The sequence below is a fragment of the Chromohalobacter marismortui genome (assembly GCF_004364315.1).
Taxonomy (GTDB): domain Bacteria; phylum Pseudomonadota; class Gammaproteobacteria; order Pseudomonadales; family Halomonadaceae; genus Chromohalobacter; species Chromohalobacter marismortui.
In genome coordinates this window covers 226,626-249,932 of record NZ_SOBR01000003.1, presented here as the reverse complement: position 1 = coordinate 249,932, position 23,307 = coordinate 226,626, and the positions used below count along the sequence as shown (strand labels likewise).

Here is a 23,307-nt window from a genome sequence, read left to right as displayed (position 1 = left end):
GGTGACGATGTGGTCATCGCCACCGTCCTGACTCGAGGGGGTTCTCTTGGAAGAGTATATCGTGTGGTTCGATCAGCTTGGCATGGACGATGTCGAGCGGGTAGGCGGCAAGAATGCGTCGCTCGGGGAAATGATCTCCAACCTGGCGGATGCCGGTGTCACGGTGCCGGGCGGGTTCGCCACTACCGCCTTGGCATATCGCGAATTCCTCGCCCATGAGGGGCTCAACGAGCGCATCAACGACGCGTTGGCGCGCCTGGATGTCGACGATGTCACGGCACTCGCCGAGACGGGGGCGCAGATCCGTCAGTGGGTCATCGATACGCCACTGCCGCCGGCGTTCGAGCGGATCCTGGCCGAGGCGTATGGCCAGCTGCAGGATAAGCATCCGCATCTCAAGGCGGCGGTGCGCTCCTCCGCAACGGCTGAGGATCTACCCGACGCGTCGTTCGCCGGACAGCAGGAAACCTTCCTCAATATCGAGGGGTTCGACAACGTCAAACGCGCCGTTCACGAGGTCTTTGCGTCCCTGTTCAACGACCGTGCCATCGCCTACCGCGTGCATCGCGGTTATCCGCACGAAAACGTGGCGCTTTCCGCCGGCGTGCAGAAAATGGTGCGTTCCGAGACGGCGGCCAGTGGCGTGATGTTCACGCTCGATACCGAGTCCGGATATCGCGACGCGGTGTTCGTTACCGGGTCCTGGGGGCTGGGCGAAACGGTGGTGCAAGGGGCGGTCAACCCCGATGAGTTCTACGTGCATAAGCCCACCTTGGCGGCGGGGCGTCCCGCCGTTCTACGGCGGACACTGGGTTCCAAGCTGATCAAGATGGTCTATGGCGAGGAAAGCACCGCGGGCCGCTCCGTGAAGACAGTCGATGTGCCCCATGCCGACCGTCAGCGTTTCTGTCTCGGTGACGATGAGGTCATGGCATTGGCCCGGCAAGCGGTGACCATCGAGGAGCACTATGGCCGCCCGATGGATATCGAGTGGGCGCGTGATGGTGACGATGGCAAGCTTTACATCGTCCAGGCACGCCCGGAAACCGTGGTCTCCAACGTAGAAGGCGGCAAGCTCGAGCGTTTTCAGCTCAAGGAAAAAAGCCGCGTGCTGGTGGATGGCCGCGCCATCGGGCAGCGTATCGGGCGTGGCGCGGTGAAGATCGTGGCCAGCCCCGAGCAGATGGACAAGGTCTACGATGGCGATGTGCTGGTCACCGACATGACCGACCCCGATTGGGAGCCGATCATGAAGCGTGCCTCCGCGATCGTCACCAACCGGGGTGGACGCACCTGCCATGCGGCGATCATCGCGCGCGAGCTGGGTATTCCCGCCGTCGTGGGCTGTGGTGACGCGACGCAAGCCCTGGCCGATGGTCATGAGGTGACCGTGTCCTGTGCCGAGGGTGACACGGGGCATGTCTACGATGGTTTGCTGGATTACGACTGTCAGACCACGACGGTCGACAACATGCCGTCGCTGCCTTTCCATATCATGATGAACGTCGGCAATCCCGATCGTGCCTTTGGCTTTTCCAGCTTGCCCAATGCGGGCGTAGGGCTGGCGCGCCTGGAGTTCATCATCAATCGCATGATCGGGGTCCATCCCAAGGCATTGCTCGATTACGCGACGCTCCCTGCCGATTTGCAGCAGACGATCGATCTGCGTACCGCTGGGTACGATGACCCGGTCAGCTTTTACGTCGATCGGCTGGTGGAGGGCATCTCCACGCTGGCGGCGGCGTTCTATCCCAAGCGCGTCATCGTGCGGCTGTCCGATTTCAAGTCCAACGAGTACGAAAACCTCATCGGCGGCAAGCTTTACGAGCCCGGTGAAGAGAATCCGATGCTCGGGTTTCGTGGCGCTTCGCGTTATATCTCGGAGACGTTCCGCCCGTGCTTCGAGCTGGAGTGCCGTGCCCTGAAGCGGGTTCGCGATGTCATGGGCCTCGATAACGTCGAGATCATGGTGCCCTTCGTGAGAACGCCCGACGAAGGACGCGAGGTCGTATCGCTGATGGCCGCCAATGGGCTCAAGCGCGGCGAAGCGGCGTCTCCTGAGGGCAAGGGGCTGAAGGTCATCATGATGTGCGAATTGCCGGCCAATGCGCTCTTGGCTGATGAGTTCCTGGAGCATTTCGATGGCTTCTCCATCGGCTCCAATGATCTGACTCAGTTGACGCTGGGGCTGGATCGCGACTCGGGTATCGTGGCGCATCTCTTCGATGAGCGAAATCCCGCGGTCAAGAAACTGCTGGCCATGGCCATTCAGGCGTGCCGGGCGCAGGGCAAGTATGTCGGCATCTGCGGCCAGGGGCCGTCGGATCATCCTGAATTGGCCAAATGGTTGATGGAGCAGGGGATCGATTCGGTATCATTGAATCCCGACGCGGTGCTTGAAACTTGGTTCATGTTGGCTGGCGAAAAAGTCGGCTGACGCGGTTCATGCCCACCGGCGCGACTGAAAGCGGGCCGGCGGGCCCGCGACATGGCGCCTGTGTCGTCAGCCCCGTGGTGTCTTGCGGCGCTAGCAACTCGGCGACGATCAGGCGTCTAGCGTCAACGCCTCATCGGCAATCACGATGCCGTTGTTGTCGGCGTAAAGCCATTGCCCCGGTGCGATCGTCACCCCGCCGAACGTAACGGGAATATCGCGCTGGCCTTCGTCGCGTTTCTCGCTCTTGCGAGGGTGGGTGCCAAGTGCCTGAATGCCGATGGGGGTCTCGTGGAGAATATCGATATCGCGCACGCAGCCATGGACGATGATGCCGGCCCAACCATTGTCGACGGCTTTGGCGGCGAGCATGTCGCCGAGCAGGGCGCAACGCTGAGAGCCACCGCCATCGACCACCAGCACGGCACCATCACCAGGTTCGCCGACGGCTTCCTTGACGCGCGAGTTGTCCTCGAAGCACTTGACCGTGCGGACGGGGCCGTAAAAGGCATCAGGGCCGCCGAGGTTGAGGAACAACGGCTCGAGGACCTTGACGTCCGGATAGGCATCGCAGATATCGGGAGTGACGATCATGGATGGCATGTTGTCTCCTTGCGGATACTCGATAGGGAAGCGCAATAGCAGGTGCCATCATGCCACGCCAAGGGCGGTATGCCAGTGCTGCCTTGGGTGAATGACCACTAGTAAAATGACAAAACGCCGGGACGGTGCCCGGCGTTTTGTCGCTACGAGAAATCTTGGCGCTTAGAACTGCCAGCCCACGGATGCCGTGAAGGAATCCACCTGGTAGTCGCTGTCGAAGTCGTAGCGCTCGTATTCGGCACGTACCAGGAAGGGTGTGAGGTTGAATTGTGCCCCGGCGCCGTAGACGGGGTCGACACCGTCGTTATCCTTCAGATCGGTGCTGGCACCGCCGAGATTGCCGTCGACGTCGGTTTCCCATTTCGCCATGCCCGCCTTGGCGAACAACTCGAACCAATTCGTGATGGGTAACTTGCCGACGAGGCTGACGCCATAGGCTTGTGATTCGAGGTCGGTATTGACGGCGTCGTTGCCTTCGAGCTTGACACGCCCGAGATCCGCATAGAACGCTTCGGTGGCGAAATAGCGGTTGAAGTTGTAGCCGACGAAGCCTTTGAAGACATTGTCGTCGTCGTCGGTGTCGAAGTCCTCGCTGCCGGACTCGATGAAATCGTCAACGTCGTCGTCATCGTTTTCCAGCGAGCTGAAGCCAGTGCCGACACCGAAGTACAAACCATCCGGACTGGGAGCGGCCATGGCGTTGGGGGGTAAGATGAGTAGCCCTGACGTGGCCACGGAAGCAGTAAGCAGTGTCTTGAGTTTCATGGAATTCCTCTTGATTTCCTCATCGCGACGTACCCTGGTGTGCCGGCCTCGAGGCGTGGCGTCAGGATCGCCGGCATGTCATGGCATCCTGCCGTCTCATCCCATGCCCGCATGGAATGAGGACGCGAACGAGCGTTTCATATCTAAGCGTCTGCAGGACCCGCTGACAAGTCGAACAGTGTTAAAAAACGTACGCGGGCGTTGGGACATGGCGACACGATAAAAAACACCCCGCATTGGCGGGGCGTTTCGGTGACCTGCACTCTTCCTCAATAGGCGAGCATTGGAGACGAGTGGTCAGGCTTCCTCGGCGACCGGAATCACGTTCGCGGCCGCATTCTGGAACTCTTCGATTTCATGGAAGTTCATGTAGCGGTAGATTTCACCCGCCATGGCATTGAACTCGCTCATATATCCCTTGTATTCCTCGACCGTGGGCAGGCGGCCTTCGACGGCGGCGATGGCGGCCAGCTCGGCGGAGGCCAGATAGACATTCGCGCCATCCCCCAGGCGATTGGGGAAGTTGCGCGTGGAGGTCGAGACCACAGTGGACTTGGGCGCCACGCGTGCCTGGTTACCCATGCACAACGAGCAACCCGGCATTTCCATGCGTGCGCCGGCACGCCCATAAATGCCGTAATAGCCTTCTTCCGTCAACTGATGTTGATCCATCTTGGTGGGGGGTGCAAGCCACAGGCGGGTCTTCAGGCTGCCGGGGGGTTGTTTCTCGAGCAGTTTGCCGGCGGCGCGGAAGTGGCCGATGTTGGTCATGCACGAGCCAATGAAGACTTCGTCGATCTGCTCGCCGGCGACGTCGGAGAGCAGGCGCGCGTCGTCCGGGTCATTGGGTGCGCACAGCACGGGCTGATCGAGCTCGCTCATGTCGATCTCGATCACGGCGGCATACTCGGCGTCGCCATCGGCACGCATCAGGCTGGGGTCGGCCAGCCATTCCTGCATGGCCTGGATACGCCGTTCGAGTGTGCGAACATCACCGTAGCCGTTATCGATCATCCACTTGAGCAGGGTGATGTTGGAGGTCAGGTACTCTGAAACACGCTCCTCCCCCAAGGTGATCGTGCAGCCAGCGGCACTGCGTTCGGCAGAGGCGTCGGACAGCTCGAACGCCTGCTCGGCGGTGAGATCCTCGAGGCCTTCGATTTCCAGAATACGACCCGAGAAGAAGTTCTGCTTGTTCGACTTCTCGACCGTCAAGAGGCCGTCCTTGATGGCGTAGTAGGGAATCGCATGGACCAGATCGCGCAGTGTGATGCCCGGCTGGCGTTCGCCCTTGAAGCGCACCAGCACGGATTCCGGCATGTCCAGTGGCATGACGCCGGTGGCGGCGGCGAAGGCGACCAGGCCAGAGCCCGCCGGGAAGGAGATGCCCATCGGAAAGCGCGTGTGGGAATCGCCGCCGGTACCGACGGTGTCCGGCAATAGCATGCGATTTAGCCATGAGTGGATGATGCCGTCGCCCGGACGTAGCGAAACGCCGCCACGGTTCATGATGAAATCGGGCAGGGTGTGATGCGTCTCGACATCCACCGGCTTGGGGTAAGCGGCGGTGTGGCAGAACGACTGCATGACCAGGTCGGCCTGGAAGCCGAGACAGGCCAGGTCCTTGAGCTCGTCGCGGGTCATCGGCCCGGTGGTGTCCTGCGAGCCGACGGTGGTCATCTTGGGCTCGCAGTACATGCCCGGGCGAACGCCGTCCATGCCGCAGGCCTTGCCGACCATCTTCTGCGCCAGGGTGAAGCCCTTGCCGGTATCGACCGGCTGCTCCGGCTTGCGGAAGATCTCGGAGCCGGGGAGGCCGAGTTCGTTGCGTGCTTTCTCGGTCAGGCCACGGCCCACGATCAACGGAATGCGGCCGCCGGCGCGGACTTCGTCCAGAATGACCTGAGTCTTGAGTTCGAAGGTGGAAACGACCTCGTCGCTGTCGTGACGCGTCACCTTGCCCGCGTAGGGGTAGACGTCGATGACATCACCCATCTCGAGTTTGGAGACATCCATCTCGATGGGCAGGGCACCAGCATCCTCCATGGTGTTGAAGAAGATCGGGGCGATCTTGCCGCCGAACACGAAGCCGCCCGCGCGCTTGTTGGGAACGTTGGGGATATCGTCGCCGAAGAACCACAACACGGAGTTGGTGGCCGACTTGCGCGATGAGCCCGTGCCGACGACATCGCCGACATACGCGACCGGGAAACCTTTCGCCTTGACTGCGTCGATCTGCGCGATGGGTCCCTTGCTGCCCGGTGCTTCCGGTGTAATGCCCTCACGCGGGTTCTTGAGCATGGCATTGGCATGCAGCGGAATATCGGGGCGCGACCAGGCGTCCGGCGCGGGGGAAAGGTCATCGGTATTGGTTTCGCCCGGCACCTTGAACACGGCGATGCTGATCTTCTCGGGGAGGGCCGGCTTGGCCAGGAACCATTCCGCCTCGGCCCAGGATTCGAGCACGGCGTGTGCGATGGCGTTGCCGTTCTTGGCACGCTCGGCGACATCATGGAAGGCATCGAACATCAATAGGGTATGCTTGAGCTGTTCGCCGGCTTCCTGGGCGAGGGCGTCATCGTCGAGGAGCTCGACCAGGGTGGCGATGTTGTAGCCGCCTTGCATGGTGCCCAGCAGCTTGACCGCATGCGTCTTGTCGATCAGCGGCGAAGTGGCCTCGCCCTTGGCGAGGGCGGTCAGGAAGCCGGCCTTGACGTAAGCCGCCTCGTCCACGCCGGGCGGGACACGGTTGGTGAGTAGCTCGAGAAGCGTTTCTTCCTCGCCAGTGGGCGGCGCTTTGAGCAGCTCGACCAGCTCGGCGGTCTGCTCGGCGTTGAGCGGCTGGGACGGCACGCCTTGGCTGGCGCGTTCCTCGGCATGTTGGCGGTAGGCTTCAAGCACGTTGGGACCCTCGTCAGTCATCGAAACCAGGGCGGGGGCGATGCGCGTGGCGATCATCATTTCCTCGCACGCGCACGGCGGACACGACCGACCTGGCAAAGGTTGTCACCGGTCTAAATAGGCAGCGAGATTCTACTCGAAACTGTCGACAATGTTAAGAATCCCCTCTGTGCCGGGCTCTGGGACAATGGTCAAAGGCATGAAGCATGCACGACGGTCGCCCTGGCGATGCGCGCGCGATACCATGAAGGCTCGGGAAAAGGGGAGGTCAGATGGCTGCCAACGAGAGCCAAGCAAAGCGTATCCCGTCACCATGCGTGGGATTGTGCTCGACGACCGTCGGTGATCGCGTCTGTCGGGGGTGCCAGCGCACGGATGATGAGATTCGCGACTGGTTCGCGCTCGACCCCGAGGCCCGTACAGCTCGCATGCAGGCCTTGGATGCCTTGCGTGTACGGGTCGCGTCGCGTTTCTTGCATGTCGACGATCCGGCCTCTCTGGAGGCGCAGTTGGTGCGTCACAGGATACGTTTTCGCCGCGAGCAACCGTCGTTGTCACGGGCCGTGGAACTGCTGCGCGTGGGGCGCACGCGCATGCAGGATTTGAGTCGCTATGGTCTACGACGCCATGCAAGCGTCGCTCGGCTCGCGCCCGATGCCTTGTACGCGGCGCTTCAAGAGGCACTGTTGCAGGAGGCGCTCTGTCGCCTGACGACGGCGCCGACCGAGCCTCCCGTTTAACGCTCACGACCGCCCATCTTTTAGAAGAAAGCCATGTCCACTGACACAAACGCCTTGTTACCCCAGGAATTGTTGAACTTCTTGTCGTGCCCGACCCCGGATGCTTGGGTACAGGAGGCGCTGGCCAACCCGGCGCTGCTGCTTATCGATCATGCCCAATGCGAAAAGAAGGCGGCCTCCACGGCGATGAATCTGATGTATCGCTATGTCGAGCATACCGAGTTGCTGACCAAGATGTCCCAGTTGGCCCGTGAGGAACTGCTGCATTTCGAGCAGGTGGTGACCTTGATGCGTGGACGGGGCGTGCGTTATCGCCAGCTCAGCGCCTCGCGCTATGCGGCGGGATTACGACAGCATGTCGGCAAGGACGATCCACAACGGTTGATCGATACCCTCATCGTCGGCGCCTTCATCGAGGCGCGCTCTTGCGAGCGCTTTGCGGCGCTGATCCCTTTTCTGGATGACGAGCTTGCCAAGTTCTATCGCGCTCTGGTTAAGTCGGAAGGACGCCACTACGAAGATTACCTGGCACTGGCGCAACAGTATGCCACGCAGGATATCGCGCCACGTATCGCGTTTTTTGCCGAGCGAGAGCGCGCGCTGATCGAATCACCGGATACCTGCTTTCGGTTCCACAGCGGTGTGCCGTCGGCAGCGTGATCGTGCTCATCGGCGCTAACGGCCCAATCAGAGTATGACGACCATGACCCAGGACACCCCGGCATCGCCTCGCTTGACGCTGTTCGGGCATTTTTCGATGCGCGTGGGGGATGCCACCCGCACTCAGTTCAGTTATGACAAGGTCAAGGCGTTATTGGTCTACTTGCTGCTCAATGCGCAGGCGATCAATCGTGCCGGGCTGGCGGAAATGTTGTGGCCCGACCAAGGCTTGTCGTCGGGGCGAACCAACTTGCGTCATGCCTTGCATTGTCTACGACAATGTCTCGGTGCCGAAGCCGATGCGGCCTTGACGGTCTCGCGTCAAAGTATCGAGCTGCATCCGGGAGTGCATTGGACGCTGGATGTGCGTCGCCTCGAGACGCTCCTGCAAGCGCCGCCCGACCTCGAGGCCATCGATGAGTTGCTCTCGTTGTATCGGGGAGACCTGGTTGAAGAGCTGCACTTGCCGCAGTGCAGTGACTTTCAACGCTGGTTGGTCAAGACACGCGGCGAATGGCGTCAGCGCATGATCGCCTATATCGAGGAAGCACTGAGCGGCGTCGAAGACGTTTCCGAGGGCGTGCTGCGGCAGCTGGTGAGCCGTTTTTCGGGATATGGCCCCTTTCATCAGCGCTTGGTACACCAACTGGCCGAGCAGGGCCAAATCGCCGCCGCGCATGAGCGCTTCAATGCTTACCTGGAATTGCTGGCGCTTTCCGGTCAGCAGCCCGATGCCGAGTTTCTACAGCTGGCGCGCTATTGGTCGGATGGCACGCAAGCGCCGCCGCCCACGTCGCCTCAGGGGGCCTTTTCGCGGGCGGTGGCGCTGGATAGCGCTCCCGTGCGAGAAGACGAGATTGGCTATCGACAGCTATCGGTGATGGCGATTCGCCTGCACTTGCAGGGCGACTGGCAGGAACGTGCTCAAGGCCATGCTTGTCTGCTCCTGCAACTGGAGTTGATGCGCTGGCTGGAACGTCAATGCCATCTCTTGGGCGGGTTCTGGCTGCCTGGTGCCACCGGTGGGCTGGGATTGGCCTGTTTCGGCACGCATGGGCCGGCGCATCAACTGGCCGAGCTGGTCGCCTTGTATGAACATTGCCGAGGCCAGCTACCCGAAGAGATCCAGCGTCATTGGTCAGGGGGTGACCCGGTGCCACGTTTCGAACTGGCCGCGGGGCTCAATAGTGGGCGGGGGTTGTATCTGCCCGAACGCTGTTTGGCCGATCCCCTGGGACAGGTGACGCAACCGGCACTCGAGCTCATGAGTGCCGCCCAGGGGAGTGAGCTGGTGATTTCGCAGGAAGCGAGTCAGCACATGCCGCCCGCGCTGGATCTTCAGCCGCGCTTGACGACACGCCTGCTGGCCGCCGATGGACGCGTGCGCTTGCGTGCGCTGGTCCTGGGCGTCGACGAAGGGGGGCGCGATGCCACGCCGCCGAGCTTGATCGGACGCGAAGCGGCGCTGCGCCAGCTGCGCGATGCATTGGCCAGGGTGGTCATCGGCTTGCGCCAGAGCGTGCTGGTGCAAGGCGCACTGGGCATGGGCAAGTCGGCGTTGCTGGTGAGCTTTCGGCAACTGGAACAAAGCCAGGAAATTGCGCTGTGTTGGCAGCCGACGACGCGGTTGTCGAGTCAGACGCCTTACGGCGTGGTACGCGCGCTATTGCGCTGGTATCTCGACCGCGATGTCGATGCCTCGACACTGACCGCCTGGCTGGCCAATGAGCCGGCGCTGGACGACGCGCGGCGCGAAGTGCTCTTCGATGCACTGAGTGAGGGCGGGGATGGCGACATCGGCGAGAGTCTCGAACCGGTCACCCAGCTCTTTCATTCACTCATAGAGCGCATCACCGCGAGCCGCCCGTTGGCCTTGATCATCGATGACTTGCAATGGCTCGATGAACTCTCGCTCAAGGTGTTGCTGGCATTACAGGCCCGTCTGCCGATCAATGTCCCCTTCATGCTGGTGGCGAGTCATCATGGACGCGAGGCCTTGTCGGTGCGCCTCAACTGGGACCAGCACATCGTATTGGGGCGCCTGGATAGCACCCAGTCGTCACGCTTGCTGGTGCAGCTGGCCAAGCATTATCGACTGCATATCAGCCCGCGTCTGCGCGAGCAGCTCATCGAGCGGTGCGATGGGGTGCCGCTTTACCTGCAGGAAGTTTGCCGGCGTCTCGACATGGATCGGCGCGAGGGGCGGCGCGTCCAGGTGGACGAGTTGCCGCGCGGGTTGTTGGGGCTTCTTTCCAGCCGCATCGAACAACTCGATGCCGATCGCGATGTGGCCCATGTCGCGGCAGTCCTCGGGCGCCAGTTCCGGTTCGCCTTCCTGCGCGAATGCACTGGTCTCGGCGAGACGCGTCTCAAGCAGGTGCTCGATCACATGCTGCGCCTGGAAATCATCGAGCCGTGCCATGGCGACAGCCCGTTCGACTACCAATTCGTTCATCAGTTGTTGCAGGAAGCCGCCTATCTCTCTTGTCCTCGCGATGTCAGGGAGCAGCTACACCACCAAGTCGTCTCTCTCATCGAAGAGCGTTTCCCGGCCTTGATCGGCCAACATCCAGGCTATTTCGCGTCGCATTTGCGTCGCAGTGGCGACCATGCGCGGGCGGCCCGCTACTTTGAGCTGGCTGCGCGGGCGGCCCTCAAATTGAGTGCCAATCGCACGGCGCTGCGGATGGCCGACTCGGGCCTGGAGTGTCTGCAAGACCTCGCCTTGCAGGAAGAGCGCCATATCAGTCTTTTGACGGTGCGCGGCCAGGCTGCCTTCGCCCTCGAGGGGCATGGTTCACCCACGGCGCTCGAGAGCTTCGTGCGTGCCAAGGACATGTTGGAAACGCTGGAAGCGCGGCGTGTCGACGATGACGATCCGGACGACGAACAGCCGTTCCTGGTGACCTGGGGGTTATGGGTCGGTTGTAGCCAGCGGCATGCACATGCCGACGCGTTTGCCCTGGCGGCGCGCTTGTCGGCGTTCGCCGAGCGTCTCGTCGATCCGCGTTACCAGCGTCTGGCGGATTATGCGAGGGCTCATTGCGAATACTGGGCGGGGCGTGTGCGGCATGCGTTCGAGCATCTCGAGGAAATCGACCCGCTGCATCAGCCGATGGTGCTCGAGTGGCTGCCGTTTTCCGATCATCCACAGGTCGCAGCGGCTTGCTACCATGCCTGGGCCTTGTGCTTGCGCGGGGATTATCTGCGGGCCGAGCAGCAGATCGAGTCGGCGATACGATTGGCCGAGTCGATCAAGCACCCTGGCTCGTTGGCGCTGTCGCTGATTTTTGCGGCGGCGTTGTATCGCCAGTTGGGACATGTGCACATGGCGGCGGCACGCGCCGAGCGCGCGCATGAGCTGACGTCGACGCCGGACCTGCATCTCTGGCACTACGCGGCGCAGGGCATTCTCGGTTGGCACAAGGCAATGAGCGGCGACCCGCAGGGCCTGGCATTGCTCGAAGAAAGCATGGCGCGTGGAACAGAGGCGACGGGGCAGGATCGTTATCAACGTCCTTTGCTGTGGTATGGCGACGCCTGTCTGGCGCTGGGAGAATATGCGCGGGCCGAAGACTATCTGGACCAGTGCTTGATGGTCGCGCGTGAACGCGGTTCGTTGTATTTGCCGGAACTCACCCTGCAAATGGTGCGCGTGCGCCACGCGCTGAGGCATGCCCCTCAAGACGTGCGTCGCCTGGCCGAACAGGCCTGGCGTGTGGCGGACGAACAAGAGAATCGACATCACCAGATCAACGCCTGCGAAGTCTGGTTAACGCTGATCGACCCCGACGACGCCGACATGCGGCAACGGTTCCGACAATTGCTGAATCAGGTCTCGTTGACCGATGCCCCGATGCTGGTGCGCTGGCGCTTGCAACTCGATCGTGTCCGCGAACCGCAGCACGAACGGTGGTGACGGCAGGTCAGCGTCTTCAGATCGTGAATTCGCGTAGCTGTGGTTCGGCGTCGTCCTCGACACGTATTTCCCAGCCGCTGCCGGGCCGCCAGTCGCCGAGTACGATGCGTCGAGCATGCTGACCGTCTAGCTCGAAGTCGTGTACCGCCGGCCGATGCGTGTGGCCGTGGATGAGCGTGGTAATGCCGTGCGCGCGCATGATCGCATCGACTTCCGCCGGTGTGACGTCCATGATCGCATCGGCCTTTTGGGTGTTGGCATCCGAGGACTGCAGGCGCAGGCTCTTGGCGAGTTCCAGACGTTGCTCGACGGGCAGGGCGAGAATCTTGGCTTGCCATTCGGGATCTCGTGCCATGGCACGAAAGGTCATGTACTCCTCATCGCCGGTGCACAGGCTGTCGCCGTGCATCAGCAACACACGCCGATTACCCAGGGTGGTCAGACAGGGGTCCTCAAGCAGCGTGACGCCGGCAGCCTCGGCAAAGGCATCGCCGACCAGAAAGTCACGGTTGCCGTGCATGAAATAAATCCGGGTGCCGGCATCGCTGCGCTTTTTCAGTGCCTCAATGACCTGTCGTTCCAAGTCACCGAGATAGTCGTCGCCGATCCAGGCTTCGAAGATATCGCCGAGCAGATAGAGCGAGTCGGCGTGTCGCGCCTCGCGCTCCAGATAATTCAGAAAGCCGTGGACGATGTCCGGTTGGCCTGCGTGGAGGTGCAGATCGGAAATCAGCAGGGTGGTCATCGTGCTGGTGTCCTCATGGGCGTGCGTATGGCGTGCGGCAGGTATCTGAACGCCGCGCCGATGTTGGGCGCGGCGGCGCGAGGTCAGTCTTCCAGATAGGCACGTTCGAGGATGACGTCCTCGGCGGGGACATCGGCATGCATGCCTCGGCGCGTGGTGGGGACGTTCTTGATCTTCTCGACCACGTCCATGCCTTCGACGACGTCGGCGAAGACGCAATAGCCCCAGCCTTGCGTGGACTTGTCACGATGGTTGAGGAAGTCGTTATCGGCGACGTTGATGAAGAACTGCGCACTGGCGGAATGTGGGTCCTGGGTACGCGCCATGGCCACGCTCCCCTTGACGTTCTTCAGGCCGTTGTCCGCTTCATTGTCGATCGGCGCGCGGGTGGGCTTTTGCTCGAACTGGATGTCGAAGCCGCCGCCCTGGACCATGAAGCCGTCGATGACGCGATGGAACAGGGTGTCGTCGTAATGGCCGTCGCGCACGTATTGCTCGAAGTTGGCCGCGGTCTTGGGCGCGTTGTCATGGTCGAGGCGCAGTCGAATGCGGCCGTAATTGGTTTGCAGAACGATCATGGGCGTATCCTGGCGAAGAGAACTGAGCGCGACTTGGCGTCGCGCGCTGGCGTCGCGCTATAATAGCGGCTTTGCACCCGCGGGCGAAACCGTGTCGAGGCGCCAGTCGGTGCTTCGGCGCGCCCTCCGGTCACTCCGCGAACGAACAGAGGTTCATTAGACAGCCCATGAGCGTAGACAGCCACTCCGCCCCGAACTTCATCCGCAATCAGGTTCGCGAGGAAATCGAGGCCGGTCGCCAGGAGGCCATCGTCACTCGGTTCCCCCCGGAACCCAATGGTTTCCTGCATATCGGCCACGCCAAGTCGATCTGTCTGAATTTCGGGCTTGCCGAGCAGTTTGGCGGTCAATGCCATCTGCGTTTCGACGACACCAATCCTGCCAAGGAAGAGCAGGCGTACATCGACGCCATCAAGGCCGATATCACCTGGTTGGGATTCGAGTGGGACGGGGCGGTGCGCTATGCCTCGGATTACTTCGATCAATTGTATGCCTGGGCGCAGCATCTGGTGCGTGAGGGGAAGGCGTATGTCGATGACCTGTCCCCTGACGAGATTCGTGAATACCGCGGCACCTTGACCGAGGCGGGCCAACCTAGCCCGTATCGCGACCGGTCGCCCGAGGAAAACCTCGATTTGCTCGAGCGCATGCGCCAGGGCGAGTTCTCTGAGGGCGAGAAGGTATTGCGTGCCAAGATCGACATGGCCGCCTCCAATATCAACCTGCGCGATCCGATTCTTTACCGTGTCCGCCATGCCCATCATCATCAGACGGGGGACAAGTGGAAGATCTACCCGTCCTATGATTTCACGCACGGGCAGTCGGATGCGCTCGAGGGCGTCACGCATTCGCTGTGCACGCTGGAGTTCGAGGACCATCGGCCGCTCTATGAATGGTTCCTCGACCATCTGCCGGTGCCGAGCAAGCCGCGTCAGATCGAGTTCGCGCGTCTCAATCTCGCGCACACGGTGACTTCCAAGCGCAAGCTCAAGCTATTGGTCGATCAGGGAATCGTGGATGGCTGGGACGATCCGCGAATGCCGACGATTTCGGGGATGCGGCGCCGGGGCTACACGCCGGGGTCCGTGCGCAAGTTCTGCGAGATGATCGGCGTGACGCGGGCCGATGGCGGTATGGTGGATATCGCCATGCTCTACCATGCGATTCGTTCCGATCTGGAAGACAACGCGCCGCGCGCGATGTGCGTTCTCAAGCCCCTCAAGGTGGTGTTGACCAATCTTCCCGAGGAGCATCAGGAAACCTTCGAGGTGGCCGGTCATCCGGCGCGTGACGACATGGGCGTGCGCCACTTGCCGCTGACCCGTGAAGTGTGGATCGACCAGGACGACTTCATGGAAGAACCGCCCAAGAAGTTCTTCCGCCTGGCGCCGGGCCAGGAGGTACGTCTGCGTAATGCTTACGTGATCCGTTGCGATGAGGTCATCAAGGATGCCGCCGGTGACATTCAGGAACTACGCTGCAGTGTCGACCTCGACACCCTGGGCAAGAACCCCGAGGGCCGCAAGGTGAAAGGCGTCATTCACTGGGTGAGCACCGCGCACGCCGTGCCGGTCGAAGTGCGTCTCTACGATAACCTGTTCCAGGTGGAGGCGCCGGATCGCGATCGCGACGTCGATTTTCTGGAGCACTTGAATCCCGCGTCGCTGCGTATCGTCGAAGGCTATGCCGAGCCGAGCCTGGCCGAGGTCGAGCCCGAGAGCCGCTACCAGTTCGAGCGCGTGGGCTATTTCTGCGCCGACCGTCATGCGTGCCGCGATGGCAAGCGTGTATTCAATCGTACGGTCGGGCTCAAGGATGGTTGGGCCAAGGCACAGAAGAAAGGCTGAGAGGGGATTGCCGTGCAGATCTACAACACGCTGACGCGACGCAAGGAAACGTTCACGCCGCTCGACGCGGGGCGAGTGCGCATGTACGTATGCGGTATCACCGTCTACGACTACTGCCATATCGGCCATGCCCGCGTCATGGTGGCGTTCGACATGATCACGCGTTATCTGCGCTGGCGTGGCTTCGAGGTCGATTACGTGCGCAATATCACCGATATCGACGATAAGATCCTCAAGCGCGCCGACGAGAATGGCGAGCCCATCGCGGCATTGACCGAGCGCATGATCGCGGCCATGCACGAAGACGAAGGGCGTCTTGGTGTATTGCGTCCGGACCGCGAGCCGCGTGCCACGGCCCATGTCGATGACATCGTCGCCATGGTCCAGCGTCTGGTCGACAAGGGGTACGCGTATCCCGCCGCCAATGGCGATGTCTATTATCGCGTGCGGCGTTTCGAGGGGTACGGCAAGCTCAGCAATCGCGATCTCGATGACATGCGCTCGGGTGCGCGTGTCGACATCGAGGCCGCCAAGGAAGATCCGCTGGACTTCGTGCTGTGGAAGGCCGCCAAGCCGGGTGAAGAGAGTTGGCCGTCGCCCTGGGGTGAAGGGCGTCCTGGCTGGCACATCGAGTGCTCGGCGATGTCGACCTGCTGCCTGGGCGATACTTTCGACATTCATGGCGGTGGCCCGGATCTGGTCTTTCCGCACCATGAAAACGAGATCGCGCAGAGCGAGGCGGCGACCGGGCGGCCCTACGTCAGTACCTGGATGCATGCCGGGGCAGTGCGGGTCGATCATGAGAAGATGTCCAAGTCGCTGGGCAACTTCTTCACGATTCGCGAGGTGCTGGAAGCGCATGCTCCTGAAGTCGTGCGCTACCTGCTCTTGGCAAGCCATTATCGCAGCCCGATCAATTATGCGCCGGATGCCTTGAGCGACGCGCGTCGTTCGCTGGAGCGCTTCTACAATGCACTCCAGGGGGTCGCTCCGGTGGCCGGCGAGGTGGAAGCGGGTTATCGCGAACGTTTCATCGCCGCGATGGATGACGACTTCAATACCGCCGAGGCGCTGGCGGTGCTGTTCGATCTGGCGCGAGCGTTGAATCGCGCCAAGCAGGAGGCGCCCGCGCATGCACCGGCTCTGGCGCATGAGCTCAAGGAACTTGGCGGTGTGCTGGGCTTGTTCGGCCAGGATCCCGAACGTTTCTTGCAGGCAGGCGCGGGCCGGTTGCCGATGAGCGAGGAAGATATCGAGTCGCGCATCGAGGCGCGGGCGCAGGCCAAGCAGGCCAAGGATTTCGCTACCGCCGATGGCATACGCGATGAATTGGCGGCACTGGGAATCGTGCTGAAGGATTCCCGTGAGGGAACGACGTGGGTCCTCGAAGGCGACTGATCCATGTCTGCCGGAAGCTCGATATACAAAGCCCGCGGCGTGATGGCCGCGGGCTTTGTTGTTGCTTGCCGACGGGTGTCGTCATTCGCTCAAGATGTCGTGCCCAGGCGCTTGACCATGGCTTCGACCATCATCGCCGAATGCGTGGCGGCTTTATCGATAAAGGCCTTGAAAGAAAGACTGGATTCCTTGCCGGCGATATCGGAAAGCGCACGTATGACGACGAACGGGCAGTGGTAGAGATGGCAGGTCTGGGCGATGGCGGCCGCTTCCATTTCCGCGGCCAGCATGTTCGGAAAGCGTGCGCGCGCCTGTCCCACGACGGCCTCATCCGCCATGAAGATATCGCCCGTGCAGATGAGGCCTTCCGTGACGCGCAGCTCACCGAGCCCCTCGATGCATTCCCGAGCGACCTCGACCAGGCGAGCATCGGGCAGGTAGGCGGGCGGCATCTGTGGCACCTGGCCGTACTCATAGCCGAACACCACGGCGTCGACATCGTGGTGGCGAACCTCGCTGGAGATGACCACGTCCCCGACGTCCAGATCGGCTCCGAAACCGCCAGCCGACCCCGTGTTGATGACCACATCGGGCTTGTAAAGCTCAAGCATCTGCGTGGTGCCAACGGCTGCATTCACCTTGCCGATACCCGATTGCTGGATAACGACATCGACACCGTGCAAGTGACCGGTGTGAAAGGTCGAGCCGGTGTGCTGGTGGGTCTGGCGATTGTCGAGATGCGAGGCGAGGAGTTCAACCTCCTCGGCCATGGCACCGATGATGGCGATCTTGCGCATGTGGGGCGTGGTCCCTCTCTCGATCAGGCAAACACCTGGTTCCATTCATTGCGTTTGGCCAGCAGGTCGCGGGCCAGGGTCTGGGCACCTTCCAGGCTGTGACTGGCGGCCCAGCCGCACTGCATTTCGGTGCAGGCCGGTACTTCCTTGGCGACGAGGATGTCATTGAGCGTCTTGTCGATCAGATCGAGCACGCCGTCGTAGTCATCATGGTTGATCAGTGAGATGTAAAAGCCGGTTTGGCAACCCATGGGGCTGATGTCGAGCACCTTATCGGTATGGTTGCGTGACAACTCGGCCATCAGGTGTTCCAGGGAGTGCAGCGCGGGCATGTCCATGTGCGCCTTGTTGGGCTGGCAGATGCGCAAATCATACTTATGAATGGCGTCGCCTTGTTCGCCCGTCTTGATGCCGGCCAGACGCACATAAGGTGCCTTGACCTTGGTGTGGTCGAGGTTGAAGCTTTCGACATTCATCTCTTTATCGCTCATCTATCCACTCCTTTTCTCAATCTCGGCATTCATTGTAACGCCTGTAAGTCAGGCATGCATGCTGTCGTGGAGTTCCGCCGCGAGCAGGGTGTTCTCGAGTAGCGAAGCGACCGTCATGGGGCCGACGCCGCCCGGTACGGGGGTAATGAAACGGGCGCGTTCGGCGGCGGGCGCGAACTCGACATCCCCCGCGAGCTTGCCATCGGCCTGGCGATTGATCCCTACGTCGATGACGATGGCACCTTCCTTGACCCATTCGCCCTTGACCAGCCCGGGGTTGCCAACGGCGACGATGAGCAGGTCGGCACGCCGCACGTGCGATTCGAGATCCCGGGTGAAACGGTGGCAGACAGTGGTCGTGCTGCCCGCCAGCATCAGTTCCATGGCCATGGGGCGGCCGACGATATTGGACGCGCCGACGATCACGGCATCCAAGCCGCGTGGCTGAATGCCGCTCTCCTGTAAAAGCGTCATGATGCCCTTCGGCGTGCATGGACGTAGTACGGGGAGGCGTTGAGCAAGGCGGCCGAGGTTGTAGGGGTGAAAGCCATCGACATCCTTGTCGGGGCGGATGCGTTCGAGTATCGGGCGTTCGTCGAGGTGTTCGGGCAAAGGCAATTGCACCAGGATGCCGTCGATGTCGGTATCGGCATTCAGCGAGTCGATCAATACCTCGAGCTCCGCCTGCGTGGTGGTGGTGGGCAGTGGGTGCTGCACCGAGTGCAGGCCGGCTTGATCACAGGCGCGGTGCTTGTTGCGCACGTAGACTTCGGAAGCGGGGTCTTCACCGACGAGGACGACCGCGAGCCCGGGAGCGCGCTTGCCATCATGGCGGCGTGCCTGGACCTGGCGAGATACCTGTTCGCGGACATTCGCGGCAATCGCTTTGCCGTCGATCAACTGAGCGGTCATCGACTCGTTCCTTTGGTGTGCTTGGCCCGGCGCGTGGGGCGACGTTATGAAAGAGGCGCAATTTTCGCACGCTGGGAGGTGCAGTCAATCTATCCCTCGCGTGGGAGAGGCAGAAGAGAGGGCGTAAGGGCTTGACCTGGCAAGGAAGATGCGTAGAATACGCTGCGCATCGACGGGCTCGATTGGCCATGCCCAAGCGGTCTCGGAGCGACGGGGTATAGCGCAGTCTGGTAGCGCGCCTGCTTTGGGAGCAGGATGTCGGGGGTTCAAATCCCTCTACCCCGACCAGTATCCGAGCCTTTTCGAGGGTCGGTTCCAGGTTGGGTCTGTGTCGGCGTTGTCAGGCGCTCATAGCTCAACCGGATAGAGCAACGGCCTTCTAAGCCGTAGGTTGCAGGTTCAAGTCCTGCTGGGCGCGCCAAGTGGTTAATTGATGTACGTCGTTAACCGATGAAGCGTGTCGATGTCGGGAAAATTCCCGTGCGTATCAAGTCGTGGTGGATGTAGCTCAGTGGTAGAGCCCCGGATTGTGGCTCCGGTGGTCGTGGGTTCGATCCCCATCATCCACCCCATGCTTGTATGCGTTGCAGTAATTCGTCGTCGTGGTGGATGTAGCTCAGTGGTAGAGCCCCGGATTGTGGCTCCGGTGGTCGTGGGTTCGATCCCCATCATCCACCCCAGCGATGATGTTTCCCTTCCTGTTGTTTGTGTATCGCCATCCCCGTTGCTTGTCATTCAGTCTTGACGCGTGTCTCGATCAGGCTTCATATCACGCCGTGGCGTGCATTCGCTCTTTTTTCGTGTATTTACCCTTGTAAGATGAGGCTTTCAGCCCCATAAACCACGCAATACGCTTGCCAGCGCGAATGGGGATTCATAGAATCCTCGTCTTATTACGCTTTTTTTGAACGCCCCCAGTCGGTAGAGGATCATTCATGCAAGTTTCCGTTGAGTCGACTTCCCAGATCGAACGTCGTGTCACCGTCCAAGTGCCGGCGGCCGAAGTCGATCAAGCCGTGTCTACCCGTCTTCAGGAAACCGCCAAGAACGTGCGGCTGAACGGCTTTCGGCGTGGCAAGATTCCGCTGACGGTCGTGCGCCAGCGTTTCGGCCAAGAAGTCCGCAACGAAGTGGTGGGCGAAATGATGCGCCAGCACTATGTGCAGGCGATCACCCAGGAAAGCCTCAATCCGGCGGGCTCGCCGCAGGTCGAGCCGACCGTGGACGAAGACGGCAAGGACCTTGAGTTCGTCGCGACCCTCGAGGTGTACCCCGAGTTCGAACTCAACACCATCGAAGGCACCGACATCGAACGCCCTCAGGCAGAGGTGACCGAAGCCGATGTCGACCAGATGATCGATACGCTGCGTTCGCAGAATTCCGAATGGGAAGAGGTCGATCGCCCTGCGGCCGATGGTGATCAGGTCACCATCGATTTCCAGGGCTTCCTGGGTGACGAGCCGTTCGAAGGCGGCGCGGCAGAAGGCCATGAGCTGGAGCTTGGGTCCAATAGCTTCATTCCCGGCTTCGAAGAGCAACTGGCAGGTGCCCAGGCCGGCGATGATCTCGAGATCAAGGTCACCTTCCCCGACGATTATCAGGCGGAGCACTTGGCGGGTCAGGAAGCCACTTTCAAGGTGAAAGTGCACAAGGTGGCCGGCAAGCAGTTGCCGGAAGTCGATGATGAATTCATCAAGCGCTTCGGTATCGAAGAAGGTGGCGTCGCTGCTTTCCGCGCCGACGTGCAGAAGAACATGGAGCACGAGCTGTCCCAGGCCGTGACCAATCGTGTCAAGCAGCAGGCGCTCGAAGCATTGCAGCAGGCCAATGACATTCCGGTCCCGCAGTCACTGATTCAACAGGAGACCGAAGGGCTCAAGCGTCAGGCTGCGCAGCAGTTCGGCCTGGGCGAAGACTTCGATGTTTCCCAACTGCCCGACGAGCTGTTCGCCGACCAGGCGAAGAAGCGTGTGCAGGTGGGGCTATTGCTTGCCGAAGTCGTCAAGGTTCACGAGCTCGACGCCAGCGATGACGAAATCAAGGCGCGTGTCGAAGAACTGGCCCAGCAGTACCAGCAGCCCGAGCAAGTGATTGAGTACTACCTCAAGAACGATGAAATGAAAAACCAGATCAAGTCTTCGGTTCTTGAAGACAAGGCGGTTGACAAGCTGCTGGAGCAAGCTCAGGTTAAGGATGTCGAGATGTCCTACGAGCAAGCGTTGCAAGCGGCACAGCAGCAAGAAGCAGATGATGAGGGCGAAGCACAGGAAGAGACCAACGCTTAAGCGTTCTCTTGCGTGCCGTCGCAAGTGCCTGGACCCGGCTACGGCCGGGTCTCTAGTCACTGGAGCAATCAGTCACCGGATTTAAGGAAGCCACGCAATGGGCAATGAGTTCGATATCAGCAATGCCGGCGGTTTAGTCCCCATGGTCGTGGAGCAGAGCGCGCGTGGCGAGCGGTCCTACGACATCTATTCTCGCCTGCTCAAAGAGCGCGTCATCTTTCTGATCGGCCCGGTCGAGGACTACATGGCCAATCTGGTGGTCGCTCAGTTATTGTTTCTCGAGTCCGAGAACCCCGACAAGGACATCCACCTGTACATCAATTCGCCTGGCGGCTCGGTGACAGCGGGGATGTCGATCTACGACACCATGCAGTTCATCAAGCCCGACGTATCGACCGTATGCGTTGGTCAGGCTGCGAGCATGGGGGCATTGCTGCTTGCCGGTGGTGCCGCAGGCAAGCGCTACTGCTTGCCACATTCGCGGATGATGATCCATCAGCCGTTGGGCGGCTACCAGGGCCAGGCGGCGGATATCGAGATCCATACCAAAGAGATTCTCAACATTCGTCAGCAGCTCAACGAGATCCTCGCCAAGCATACCGGCCAAGATGTTGAAACGGTGGCGCGAGACACGGATCGCGATAATTTCATGAACGGCAATCAGGCGGCCGAGTACGGCCTCATCGATGCCATGCTGGATAAGCGTCCCGTATCCTGATAGCGTTTAGCCCCACATGGTAGCGATTAGCGAGACATGCATTTATTACCGGCGGTTCGTCAGGGCCGCCGCTATCACGAGGTACACGAATGGCTGACGGCAAAGGCAAAGACGAGAGCGGCAAATTGCTGTACTGCTCGTTCTGCGGCAAAAATCAGAACGAAGTGCGCAAGCTGATCGCGGGTCCTTCCGTCTACATCTGTGACGAATGTGTCGACCTATGCAACGACATCATTCGCGAAGAAGTGTTGGAGGCCGATGCCGAGGGCGATGAAGAGCGCCTCCCGGCACCGCGTGAGATCCGTTATACCCTGGATGACTATGTCATCGGACAGGACCGTGCCAAGCGGGTGTTGTCGGTGGCGGTCTACAACCACTACAAGCGTCTCCGTGCCGACGTGAAGACCGACGATGTCGAGCTCGGCAAGTCGAACATTCTTCTGATCGGTCCGACGGGTAGTGGCAAGACCTTGCTGGCCGAGACGATGGCCCGTTTGCTTAACGTTCCGTTTACGATTGCCGATGCGACGACGCTCACCGAAGCCGGCTATGTGGGTGAAGATGTCGAGAACATCATCCAGAAGCTGCTGCAGAAGTGCGAGTACGATGTCGATAAGGCGCAGCGCGGCATCGTTTACATCGATGAAATCGATAAGATTTCGCGCAAATCGGATAATCCTTCGATTACCCGCGATGTCTCGGGTGAAGGCGTTCAGCAAGCTCTGCTCAAGCTGATTGAAGGAACGACGGCCTCGATACCTCCTCAGGGTGGGCGCAAGCACCCCCAGCAGGAATTCCTGCAGGTCGATACCAGCAATATGCTGTTCATCGTCGGTGGGGCGTTCGCGGGACTGGAGAAGGTGATTCGTGATCGCGTCGAGAAAGGTGGCATCGGCTTTAATGCGGAGGTGAAGAGCAAGGACTCCGACAAGGCGATGGGCGATATTCTCGCGGGCGTCGAGCCTGAAGACCTGGTCAAGTTCGGTTTGATTCCGGAGTTCGTGGGCCGTGTGCCGGTCATCGCGACACTGACCGAGCTTAGCGAAGAAGCGTTGATTCAGATTCTGACCGAGCCCAAGAACTCGCTGATCAAGCAATACAAGCACTTGTTCGAGATGGAAGGTGTAGAGCTGGATTTCCGTGAGGACGCCTTGCGTGCCGTGGCGCACAAGGCCATGGCGCGCAATACCGGTGCACGTGGCCTGCGCTCGATTCTCGAGTCCGTGCTGCTCGATACCATGTACGAGGTGCCGTCACTCGAGGACGTTTCCAAGGTGGTCATCGACGCTTCGGTCATTACCGGTGACAGCGAACCGCTGCTGATATATTCCCAGCAGGAAGAAAGCAAGGTGGCGGGCAAGGACGGTTGATGTCCGGCCCGAGTCGCCATGGGGGCCCAAGGGCCCCCTTTTCGTATGTGTTCCTGCCATCGAGCCATGAAACCGACGAGCCGCAAGGTTGCATCATGCTGGATGTATCCCCATTTCTCAGGCATTGATGCCGTTTCGCGGCCC

General features: G+C 60.9%; 17 protein-coding genes and 4 tRNA genes. 13 read left to right on the top strand and 8 right to left on the bottom strand.

Annotation, left to right across the window (positions count from 1 at the left end; all coding sequences use genetic code 11):
• The first annotated feature begins 46 nt into the window (after positions 1-46).
• Complete coding sequence (gene ppsA / locus C8E00_RS07700; protein ID WP_133696531.1) at positions 47-2,437, top strand: phosphoenolpyruvate synthase; 2,391 nt, start codon at positions 47-49, stop codon at positions 2,435-2,437.
• Between the two features lie 108 nt (positions 2,438-2,545).
• Here the strand turns inward: ppsA and rraA are convergent, their stop codons facing one another.
• The 3 genes from rraA to acnB all read right to left on the bottom strand — a co-directional run bounded on the left by rraA (position 2,546) and on the right by acnB (position 6,703).
• On the bottom strand, positions 2,546-3,037 hold the full coding sequence (gene rraA / locus C8E00_RS07695) for a ribonuclease E activity regulator RraA (protein WP_133696529.1): 492 nt from the start codon (positions 3,035-3,037) through the stop codon (positions 2,546-2,548).
• A 162-nt stretch (positions 3,038-3,199) separates the two neighbouring features.
• Positions 3,200-3,802: an outer membrane beta-barrel protein gene (locus C8E00_RS07690; RefSeq protein ID WP_133696527.1), complete on the bottom strand. Its 603-nt coding sequence runs from the start codon at positions 3,800-3,802 to the stop codon at positions 3,200-3,202.
• A gap of 297 nt (positions 3,803-4,099) precedes the next feature.
• Entirely contained in the window at positions 4,100-6,703 is a 2,604-nt protein-coding gene (gene acnB, locus C8E00_RS07685; protein WP_133697221.1) for a bifunctional aconitate hydratase 2/2-methylisocitrate dehydratase, read from the bottom strand.
• Positions 6,704-6,975: 272 nt separating this feature from the next.
• Here acnB and C8E00_RS07680 point away from each other — a divergent pair, with 272 nt between their 5' ends.
• Genes C8E00_RS07680 through C8E00_RS07670 form a run of 3 tightly spaced genes read left to right on the top strand, consistent with a single transcriptional unit; the run spans position 6,976 to position 12,022 of the window.
• Positions 6,976-7,443 carry a DUF1289 domain-containing protein gene (locus tag C8E00_RS07680; RefSeq protein WP_133696524.1) on the top strand — a complete coding sequence of 156 codons (468 nt, stop codon included), beginning with the start codon at positions 6,976-6,978 and terminating at the stop codon, positions 7,441-7,443.
• 33 nt (positions 7,444-7,476) lie between these two features.
• Positions 7,477-8,103, top strand: coding sequence for a MiaE family protein (locus C8E00_RS07675; protein ID WP_133696521.1), 627 nt, complete (start codon positions 7,477-7,479; stop codon positions 8,101-8,103).
• 43 nt (positions 8,104-8,146) lie between these two features.
• Positions 8,147-12,022, top strand: a complete 3,876-nt coding sequence (locus C8E00_RS07670) for an ATP-binding protein (protein ID WP_133696518.1) — start codon at positions 8,147-8,149, stop codon at positions 12,020-12,022.
• 16 nt (positions 12,023-12,038) lie between these two features.
• Here C8E00_RS07670 and C8E00_RS07665 read toward each other — a convergent pair whose 3' ends face one another.
• Positions 12,039-12,767, bottom strand: coding sequence for a UDP-2,3-diacylglucosamine diphosphatase (locus tag C8E00_RS07665; protein ID WP_133696516.1), 729 nt, complete (start codon positions 12,765-12,767; stop codon positions 12,039-12,041).
• Between the two features lie 83 nt (positions 12,768-12,850).
• Complete coding sequence (locus C8E00_RS07660; RefSeq protein ID WP_133696514.1) at positions 12,851-13,345, bottom strand: peptidylprolyl isomerase; 495 nt, start codon at positions 13,343-13,345, stop codon at positions 12,851-12,853.
• A gap of 167 nt (positions 13,346-13,512) precedes the next feature.
• On the opposite strand from C8E00_RS07660, the gene C8E00_RS07655 reads away from it, so the two are divergent.
• Together C8E00_RS07655 and cysS are read left to right on the top strand one after the other, a co-directional pair.
• Complete coding sequence (locus tag C8E00_RS07655) at positions 13,513-15,192, top strand: glutamine--tRNA ligase/YqeY domain fusion protein (RefSeq protein ID WP_133696511.1); 1,680 nt, start codon at positions 13,513-13,515, stop codon at positions 15,190-15,192.
• Positions 15,193-15,204: 12 nt separating this feature from the next.
• Positions 15,205-16,590, top strand: coding sequence for a cysteine--tRNA ligase (gene cysS, locus C8E00_RS07650; RefSeq protein ID WP_133696509.1), 1,386 nt, complete (start codon positions 15,205-15,207; stop codon positions 16,588-16,590).
• Between the two features lie 89 nt (positions 16,591-16,679).
• On the opposite strand, the gene mtnN is transcribed toward cysS, so the two are convergent.
• The 3 genes from mtnN to folD are packed head-to-tail and all read right to left on the bottom strand — an operon-like array spanning position 16,680 to position 18,790.
• Positions 16,680-17,387: a 5'-methylthioadenosine/S-adenosylhomocysteine nucleosidase gene (mtnN, locus tag C8E00_RS07645; RefSeq protein ID WP_133696506.1), complete on the bottom strand. Its 708-nt coding sequence runs from the start codon at positions 17,385-17,387 to the stop codon at positions 16,680-16,682.
• 23 nt (positions 17,388-17,410) lie between these two features.
• Positions 17,411-17,878, bottom strand: coding sequence for an S-ribosylhomocysteine lyase (locus C8E00_RS07640; protein WP_133696504.1), 468 nt, complete (start codon positions 17,876-17,878; stop codon positions 17,411-17,413).
• A 48-nt stretch (positions 17,879-17,926) separates the two neighbouring features.
• The gene (folD, locus tag C8E00_RS07635) at positions 17,927-18,790 is read right to left on the bottom strand and encodes a bifunctional methylenetetrahydrofolate dehydrogenase/methenyltetrahydrofolate cyclohydrolase FolD (RefSeq protein ID WP_133696501.1); all 864 of its coding nucleotides are present in this window, start codon (positions 18,788-18,790) and stop codon (positions 17,927-17,929) included.
• A 211-nt stretch (positions 18,791-19,001) separates the two neighbouring features.
• Between folD and C8E00_RS07630 the strand changes: the two genes are divergently transcribed.
• From C8E00_RS07630 to clpX, 7 genes are all read left to right on the top strand, one after another.
• Positions 19,002-19,078, top strand: a tRNA-Pro gene (locus tag C8E00_RS07630).
• 56 nt (positions 19,079-19,134) lie between these two features.
• A tRNA-Arg gene (locus tag C8E00_RS07625) sits at positions 19,135-19,211 on the top strand.
• Between the two features lie 76 nt (positions 19,212-19,287).
• Positions 19,288-19,362, top strand: a tRNA-His gene (locus tag C8E00_RS07620).
• Between the two features lie 33 nt (positions 19,363-19,395).
• Positions 19,396-19,470 (top strand) — tRNA-His (locus tag C8E00_RS07615).
• A 255-nt stretch (positions 19,471-19,725) separates the two neighbouring features.
• Positions 19,726-21,075 (top strand): trigger factor, encoded by a 1,350-nt coding sequence (tig, locus tag C8E00_RS07610; protein WP_133696498.1) that lies wholly within the window; start codon positions 19,726-19,728, stop codon positions 21,073-21,075.
• A 97-nt stretch (positions 21,076-21,172) separates the two neighbouring features.
• Positions 21,173-21,793 (top strand): ATP-dependent Clp endopeptidase proteolytic subunit ClpP, encoded by a 621-nt coding sequence (clpP, locus tag C8E00_RS07605; protein ID WP_133696496.1) that lies wholly within the window; start codon positions 21,173-21,175, stop codon positions 21,791-21,793.
• Between the two features lie 89 nt (positions 21,794-21,882).
• Positions 21,883-23,163 carry an ATP-dependent Clp protease ATP-binding subunit ClpX gene (gene clpX / locus C8E00_RS07600; RefSeq protein WP_133696494.1) on the top strand — a complete coding sequence of 427 codons (1,281 nt, stop codon included), beginning with the start codon at positions 21,883-21,885 and terminating at the stop codon, positions 23,161-23,163.
• Positions 23,164-23,307 lie beyond the last annotated feature (144 nt).